The 537-nt window shown below is 43.6% G+C and carries 1 protein-coding gene; it reads right to left on the bottom strand.

The features are described 5' to 3' along the window. The coding region (locus tag ABDZ76_RS17650; protein WP_343808708.1) for a helix-turn-helix domain-containing protein at positions 1-134 on the bottom strand (134 nt) is incomplete at its 3' end. Positions 135-537 lie beyond the last annotated feature (403 nt).

The following is a 537-nucleotide window of genomic DNA, read 5'->3' as shown; positions in this document are numbered from 1 at the left end:
TTGAGTTCACGAAAAATGGTCGAACGGTGCCTTCCAAGCTTCTCGGCAATAGCGTCAACGGAGAGCTTTGCAGTGCGCCAGCGTGCTATTTTACGCCGTTCATCCAAATCAATATGCGAGTAGGTGCATTCCATGGCGCGCTCCTTACATGAGATAACCCATTGTTATCCTTTATAAGTCGCACTTCAATCTTGAATCCACCCCTGTTATAATTCAAGGCTGGGTAATCTATCTTATGGAACAAAATGCCTAAAAAAATATATAACTGTATTTCTACCTCACTTAATTCTGACATAGACTTGCCCTGAATTAGTGGAGAGTTTCCGGCTCCAGATTTCGCGTTGTCATCTCATATGAGATTGACGATTTATATTGCAGTGCTGAATGCCGCCTGATTGGCTTATAGAAGCTATTGACGTGAGCCCCGCAAACTCCTCCAGATTTTGGTAGAGTTCAATCCTTGGTAGGAGATGGACAATGAAACGCTCACGGTTTTCAGACGAACAGATAATCGGGATGATTAAAGAGCAGGAAGCT

Origin of the sequence: Paenochrobactrum glaciei (genome assembly GCF_039522165.1) — a bacterium.
Lineage (GTDB): Bacteria > Pseudomonadota > Alphaproteobacteria > Rhizobiales > Rhizobiaceae > Paenochrobactrum > Paenochrobactrum glaciei.
Note: the sequence above shows the minus strand (reverse complement) of the source record. Positions and strands in the feature narration are given on the sequence as shown.